The organism is Streptomyces azureus (assembly GCF_001270025.1).
Taxonomy (GTDB): domain Bacteria; phylum Actinomycetota; class Actinomycetes; order Streptomycetales; family Streptomycetaceae; genus Streptomyces; species Streptomyces azureus.
Window position 1 is genome coordinate 22219 of sequence record NZ_DF968347.1, and the last position, 6427, is coordinate 28645.

Below are 6427 nucleotides of genomic sequence, written 5' to 3' on the forward strand. Positions count from 1 at the left end.
TGTTCGCACGGGGCAGCGGGAAGTGATATAGGGCCTAGTCCGCCCGCCTATGCCGTCCGCATGGTCGAACACTCCCCGTGACCAGCGAGGAGCCGGATTCGGCCTCAGCCCTCGCCGGTGTCCTTCCGGGTGTGCAACTGCCGTGCCACCTCTGCGATCGAGCCCGACAACGAGGGATAGACGGTGAAGGCGTTCGCAATCTGTTCGACTGTCAGGTTGTTGTCGACCGCGATCGAGATGGGGTGGATCAGTTCCGAGGCACGCGGCGCCACGACCACACCGCCGACCACGATCCCGGTCCCCGGCCGGCAGAAGATCTTGACGAAGCCGTCGCGGATGCCCTGCATCTTCGCGCGCGGGTTGCGCAGCAGCGGCAGCTTCACGACCCGGGCGTCGATCTTCCCGCCGTCGACATCGGCCTGGGTGTAGCCGACGGTGGCGATCTCCGGGTCGGTGAAGACGTTCGACGAGACGGTCTTCAGATTCAGCGGGGCCACGGCATCGCCCAGGAAGTGGTACATGGCGATACGTCCCTGCATGGCGGCCACGGAGGCGAGGGCGAACACGCCCGTCACGTCACCGGCCGCGTACACGCCCGGAGCGGTCGTACGCGAGACCTTGTCGGTCCAGATGTGACCGGACTCGCGCAGTCTGACCCCGGCTTCCTCCAGCCCCATGCCCGAGCTGTTCGGAACGGCACCGACGGCCATGAGGCAGTGCGACCCGGTGATGACCCGCCCGTCGGAGAGGGTCACCTCGACACGGTCCCCGACCCGCTTGGCGGACTGCGCCCGGGTGCGCCCCATGACGTTCATCCCGCGTCGCCGGAAGACCTCCTCCAGCACGGTGGCCGCGTCCGGGTCCTCACCGGGCAGCACCCGGTCCCGCGACGACACGAGCGTCACCTTGGACCCCAGCGCCTGATAGGCCCCGGCGAACTCCGCACCGGTCACACCGGACCCGACCACGATCAGCTCCTCGGGGAGCTCGTCGAGGTCGTACACCTGGGTCCAGTTCAGGATCCGCTCACCGTCCGGCCGCGCGTCGGCCAGCTCACGGGGATGCCCACCGGTGGCGATGAGCACCGCGTCGGCCGTGAGGGTCTCCTCGCTCCCGTCGGCGGCGCGCACCACGACCTTCCGCGACCCGTCGAGCGCCTGCATGCCCTCCAGCCGCCCGCGCCCGCGCAGGACACGCGCCCCGGCACGCGTCACGGAGGCCGTGATGTCGTGCGACTGGGCGAGCGCGAGCCGCTTCACACGCCGGTTGACCTTCCCCAGGTCGACCCCGACCACCCGGGCACTCTGCTCCAGATGCGGGGTGTCGTCCGCGACGATGATCCCCAGCTCCTCGTAGGAGGAGTCGAAGGTGGTCATCACCTCGGCCGTGGCGATGAGGGTCTTGGACGGCACGCAGTCGGTGAGCACCGACGCACCGCCCAGACCGTCGCAATCGACGACGGTCACCTCCGCACCGAGTTGGGCGGCCACCAGCGCCGCTTCGTATCCGCCGGGTCCGCCACCGATGATCACGATCCGAGTCACGTACTCCATTGTCCCGCACGCCTCAACGTGACACCGCCCCGGGGCCCGCCCGATGCGGCTCTGTTACGCGAGTGACCCCGGCGCACCTGCCGTACCCTCTCCCCATGTCGCTCTACGCCGCGTACGCCGGCAACCTCGACGCGCGGCTGATGTCCCGCCGCGCCCCCCACTCGCCGCTGCGCGCCACCGGCTGGCTGAACGGGTGGCGACTGACCTTCGGCGGCGAGCACATGGGCTGGGAGGGCGCCCTGCCGACGATCGTCGAGGACCCCCTCTCCCAGGTCTTCGTCGCGCTGTACGACATCGCCCCCATGGACGAGGAGTCACTCGACCGCTGGGAGGGCGTGGGGCTCGACATCTACCGCCGCACCCGCGTACGGGTGCACACCCTGGAGGGTGACGAGCAGGCGTGGGCCTTCACCCTCAACGCCTACGAGGGCGGCCTGCCCTCCGCCCGCTACCTGGGCGAGATCGCCGACGCGGCCGAATCGGCCGGCGCTCCGCACGACTACGTGATGGAACTCCGCAAGCGCCCCTGCTGAGCCCCGTTTCGTCGGAAACGACAAGACAACGATCGCCACCCCGTGAGCTCTGCCATCTACGCGCGTAGGCAATCACCGGCTACCCTCGTCGGCGTGAACGCATCTCTTCTTCCGGACGACATCCAGGGCGACCCCCACGCCGCCGCCGACGCCGCCGCGGCCCGCCTGCGCGAACTCACGGGCGCCGAGACCCACGACGTCGCCCTCGTGATGGGCTCCGGCTGGGCGCCGGCCGTGGACGCCCTCGGCGCCCCCGAGGCAGAGCTCCAGGTCACCGAGCTGCCCGGCTTTCCGCCGCCGGCGGTCGAGGGCCACGGAGGCAAGATCCGCTCGTACCGGATCGGCAACAAGCGCGCCCTCGTCTTCCTCGGCCGCACGCACTACTACGAGGGCCGCGGCGTGGCCGCCGTCGCCCACGGCGTCCGCACCGCCGTGTCGGCCGGCTGCAAGACGATCGTCCTCACCAACGGCTGCGGCGGCCTGCGCGAGGGCATGCGCCCCGGCCAGCCGGTCCTGATCAGCGACCACATCAACCTCACGGCGACGTCCCCGATCATCGGCGCCAACTTCGTCGACCTCACCGACCTCTACTCCCCGCGCCTGCGGGCCCTGTGCAAGGAGGTCGACCCCACCCTGGAGGAGGGCGTCTACGCCCAGTTCCCCGGCCCGCACTACGAGACTCCGGCCGAGATCCGCATGGCCCGCGTCATCGGAGCGGACCTGGTGGGCATGTCGACGGTCCTGGAGGCGATCGCCGCGCGCGAGGCGGGTGCGGAGGTTCTGGGCATCTCCCTGGTGACGAACCTGGCCGCGGGCATGACGGGCGAGCCGCTGAACCACGAGGAGGTTCTGCAGGCGGGCCGCGATTCGGCGACGCGCATGGGTTCGCTGCTCGCACAGGTCCTGGGGCGCCTGTAAACGACCCGGCGCCGCTGCCGGGGCGGGGTGGGGTGGGGTCCGCAGCCCGGCGTTGCGGGGTGCCGCTTCTTTGGGACGGGCGCCGTCCTTAGCGGCACGATTGCCCGCAGCCAGACGGGACCAGCGGCGGCCCGCAGCGCGGCGGGCCCGCGGCAGCCAAGCCACGACGCGCCCGCGGTCGCCTACGGCGAGAAGGGGACGTGTCGGGGGGTGTCCGCCCGCAGCGGTTGGCGCGTCAACGGACGGTTAGTCGGTATCCGACCCCATCGCGCCGTTCCGAGGACGGACACCCCCCGGCGCGGCCCCGACCCACCGCACCCCGGTAGGCGCTACGCACAGCCCCACCGAAAACCGCACAGGCCGCCGCAGGCACCCCGGCGCAACCGCCGGAGGCAACCCGCACGACAACCGGAGAGGCTGACACAGACCGTGCACGACGAACTCATCGCACAGGCCCAGGCGTGGCTCACCGAGGACCCCGACCCGGAAACCCGCACCGAGCTCGCCCGCCTCATCGACGCCCAGGACCACACCGAACTCGCCGCCCGCTTCAGCGGCACCCTCCAGTTCGGCACCGCCGGCCTCCGGGGCGAACTCGGCGCCGGCCCCATGCGCATGAACAGCTCGGTCGTCATCCGCGCGGCCGCCGGCCTCGCCGCGTACCTCAAGAAGCAGGGCCACCAGGACGGACTCGTCGTCATCGGCTACGACGCCCGCCACAAGTCGGCCGACTTCGCCCGCGACACCGCCGCCGTCATGACCGGCGCCGGCCTCCGCGCCGCCGTGCTTCCCCGCCCCCTCCCCACCCCCGTCCTCGCCTTCGCGATAAGGCACCTCGGCGCGGTCGCCGGCGTAGAGGTCACCGCCAGCCACAACCCGCCCCGCGACAACGGCTACAAGGTCTACCTCGGCGACGGCTCCCAGATCGTCCCCCCGGCGGACATCGACATCGCGGCGGAGATCGCCGCCGTCCCGTCCCTCACCACTGTCCGACGCCCCACCGAAGGCTGGGACACCCTCGACGACAGCGTCCTCGACGCCTACCTCGCCCGCACCGACGCCGTACTCGCCAAGGACTCCCCCCGCACGGCCCGCACGGTGTACACGGCGATGCACGGCGTCGGCAAGGACGTCCTCCTCGCCGCCTTCGCCCGCGCCGGCTTCCCGGAGCCGACCCTCGTCACGGCGCAGGCCGACCCCGACCCGGAGTTCCCGACCGTCGCGTTCCCCAACCCGGAGGAGCCCGGCGCGATGGACCTGGCGTTCGCGAAGGCCCGCGCTACGACACCCGCTCCCGACCTGATCATCGCCAACGACCCGGACGCGGACCGCTGCGCCGTCGCCGTGCGGGACGGCGCCGACTGGCGCATGCTCCGCGGCGACGAGGTCGGCGCGCTGCTCGCCGCCCACCTGGTCCGCCGCGGAGCGACCGGCACCTTCGCGGAGTCGATCGTCTCGTCCTCCCTCCTCGGCCGTATCGCCGAGAAGGCCGGCCTCCCGCACGTCGAGACCCTCACCGGCTTCAAGTGGATCGCCCGCGCCGAGGGCCTGCGCTACGGCTACGAGGAGGCTCTCGGCTACTGCGTCGACCCGGACGGCGTACGCGACAAGGACGGCATCACGGCAGCGCTCCTGATCACGGAACTGGCGTCGCAGCTCAAGGAGGAGGGCCGCACGCTCCTGGACCTCCTCGACGATCTGGCCGTGGAACACGGCCTGCACGCCACGGACCAGCTCTCGGTCCGCGTCGAGGACCTCTCCCTCATCACGGCCGCGATGCGCCGCCTGCGCGAACAGCCCCCGACCGAACTCGCCGGCCTGCCGATCACCCGCACCGACGACCTCACCCAGGGCTCGGACACCCTCCCGCCCACCGACGGTCTGCGCTACACCCTCGACGGCGCCCGGGTGATCGTCCGCCCGAGCGGCACGGAGCCGAAGCTGAAGTGCTACCTGGAGGTCGTGGTCCCGGTCGCGACCCACGCCGGTCTCCCCGAGGCCCGCGCACAGGCCACGGGCCTACTGGAATCGATCAAGCGCGACCTGGCGACGGCGGCAGGCATCTGACGCACCCGCGACGACTCAGGAACTCTTCCGGGCAGCCTCACGACGCTGCCGCTTGCCCAGGGGCGCCTGGGAGAGATCCTCGGCCGCGGACCTGAGGTTCTTGTAGCCGTACCCGCGCTGGTCGAGCCACGCCCGGGCAGCCTCCTCGGCCCGCTCGGTCGCCTCGAGGATGTCCTCCTCCGCCTCTCCGGAGTCCAGGAAGCGAAAGGTGAAGGCGGGCCGCACGGCCACGTCGTACGTGAGGTTGCCCTCGGGCGTGAAGGCCGCGCGCAGCACGTCGTGGTCAGCGGCACGCTCCAGCAGGCCGGCCCGCTGCTCGGCGCTCAGCCCGTCGAAAACGCCACGCACGGTGACCCGGAAAGTACGAGTACTCATCCCCCGAACGTAGACGCGGGGACCACCCCGGCTCCACGGGATTTCCCGGCACTCGCCCCCGACGGCAAAGCCGCCGGACGGGCCCCGACGACGAAGCCGCTGGACGATCCCAGACAAGCGAAGCCGACCCCGGGAGCGGCCCCCGTCAACCCGCCACCAGCAGAATCAGCACCAGCAGCGCCCCCGCAACCACCGGCCCCACCACCTCGTAGGCCCACCGCACGGTCACCTCGCCCTGCGCCGTCTCCGCCCGGTGCCGCGCCTCGTGCAGACCCCGCAGCTCATCCATGATCCGGTCGGTCTCCGCCCGCACGGGCCCGTCGGAAACGGGCCCCGCGCCGAGGCCGCCCAACCCCGCACGCATCCCGAGCGCAACGCCGCGCCCCTCGTCCCGCCCCGTCTCCCGCCGCGCCTGCGCGGTCGCCCGCATCTCACGCCGCGCGGCCTTCTTGCGGGCGCGCAGCGAGACGGGCACGGCCCACAGCTGGTACTTCGCGCCGGACTCCGTGAGGACCTCGTTCGAGTAGGCGGACTTCAGCGAGGCGATCCGCCCCCAGGGCAGCACGATGACGCGGAACGGATTGCGGATGCGCAGCCGGTCTTCGCCCGCGTACACCGCGGGCCGCAGCGTGAAGGCGACGACCAGCGGCACGATCAGGATCAGCACGGCGAGCGCCATCCACGGCGTACGCCCGCCGCCCGAGGTCACCGCGTCGATGCCGAGCCACCCGGCGATGGCGAGCAGCAGCACGCCACCGGCGATGGCGGGAACCGACCGGTACACGCGGTCCTTGGACTCGGGCTCCGGAGGCTGCTGCGCTGGTGGCTGGGAGTCGGGGCTCGTCATGCCTCGATTCTGCCGGACCGGACGTCGACCACCCCATCGCACCCCATCCCATCGCGGCCCTCCCCCGTCGCGCCCCACCCCATCGCGGCCGACCCCCCGTCGCGGCCCACCCCGGACCTCCCTCCCACCCGGCC

Annotated in this window: 6 protein-coding genes; 3 read left to right on the plus strand and 3 right to left on the minus strand. The window is 72.1% G+C overall.

What is annotated here, in order from left to right; genetic code table 11:
• Positions 1–104 precede the first annotated feature (104 nt).
• Positions 105–1553, minus strand: a complete 1449-nt coding sequence (locus AOQ53_RS26945; RefSeq protein ID WP_059421160.1) for an NAD(P)H-quinone dehydrogenase — start codon at positions 1551–1553, stop codon at positions 105–107.
• 95 nt (positions 1554–1648) lie between these two features.
• On the opposite strand from AOQ53_RS26945, the gene AOQ53_RS26950 reads away from it, so the two are divergent.
• From AOQ53_RS26950 to AOQ53_RS26960, 3 genes are all read left to right on the plus strand, one after another.
• Positions 1649–2086, plus strand: a complete 438-nt coding sequence (locus AOQ53_RS26950; RefSeq protein WP_031119796.1) for a gamma-glutamylcyclotransferase — start codon at positions 1649–1651, stop codon at positions 2084–2086.
• Positions 2087–2179: 93 nt separating this feature from the next.
• The gene (locus tag AOQ53_RS26955; RefSeq protein WP_020274367.1) at positions 2180–3004 is read left to right on the plus strand and encodes a purine-nucleoside phosphorylase; all 825 of its coding nucleotides are present in this window, start codon (positions 2180–2182) and stop codon (positions 3002–3004) included.
• 429 nt (positions 3005–3433) lie between these two features.
• A complete protein-coding gene (locus AOQ53_RS26960; protein ID WP_059421162.1) occupies positions 3434–5071 on the plus strand; it encodes a phospho-sugar mutase in 1638 nt (545 codons plus the stop codon).
• 15 nt (positions 5072–5086) lie between these two features.
• Here AOQ53_RS26960 and AOQ53_RS26965 read toward each other — a convergent pair whose 3' ends face one another.
• Both AOQ53_RS26965 and AOQ53_RS26970 read right to left on the minus strand, forming a co-directional pair.
• Complete coding sequence (locus tag AOQ53_RS26965; protein ID WP_059421163.1) at positions 5087–5446, minus strand: DUF6204 family protein; 360 nt, start codon at positions 5444–5446, stop codon at positions 5087–5089.
• 145 nt (positions 5447–5591) lie between these two features.
• Positions 5592–6293 (minus strand): PH domain-containing protein, encoded by a 702-nt coding sequence (locus tag AOQ53_RS26970; RefSeq protein ID WP_059421164.1) that lies wholly within the window; start codon positions 6291–6293, stop codon positions 5592–5594.
• Positions 6294–6427 lie beyond the last annotated feature (134 nt).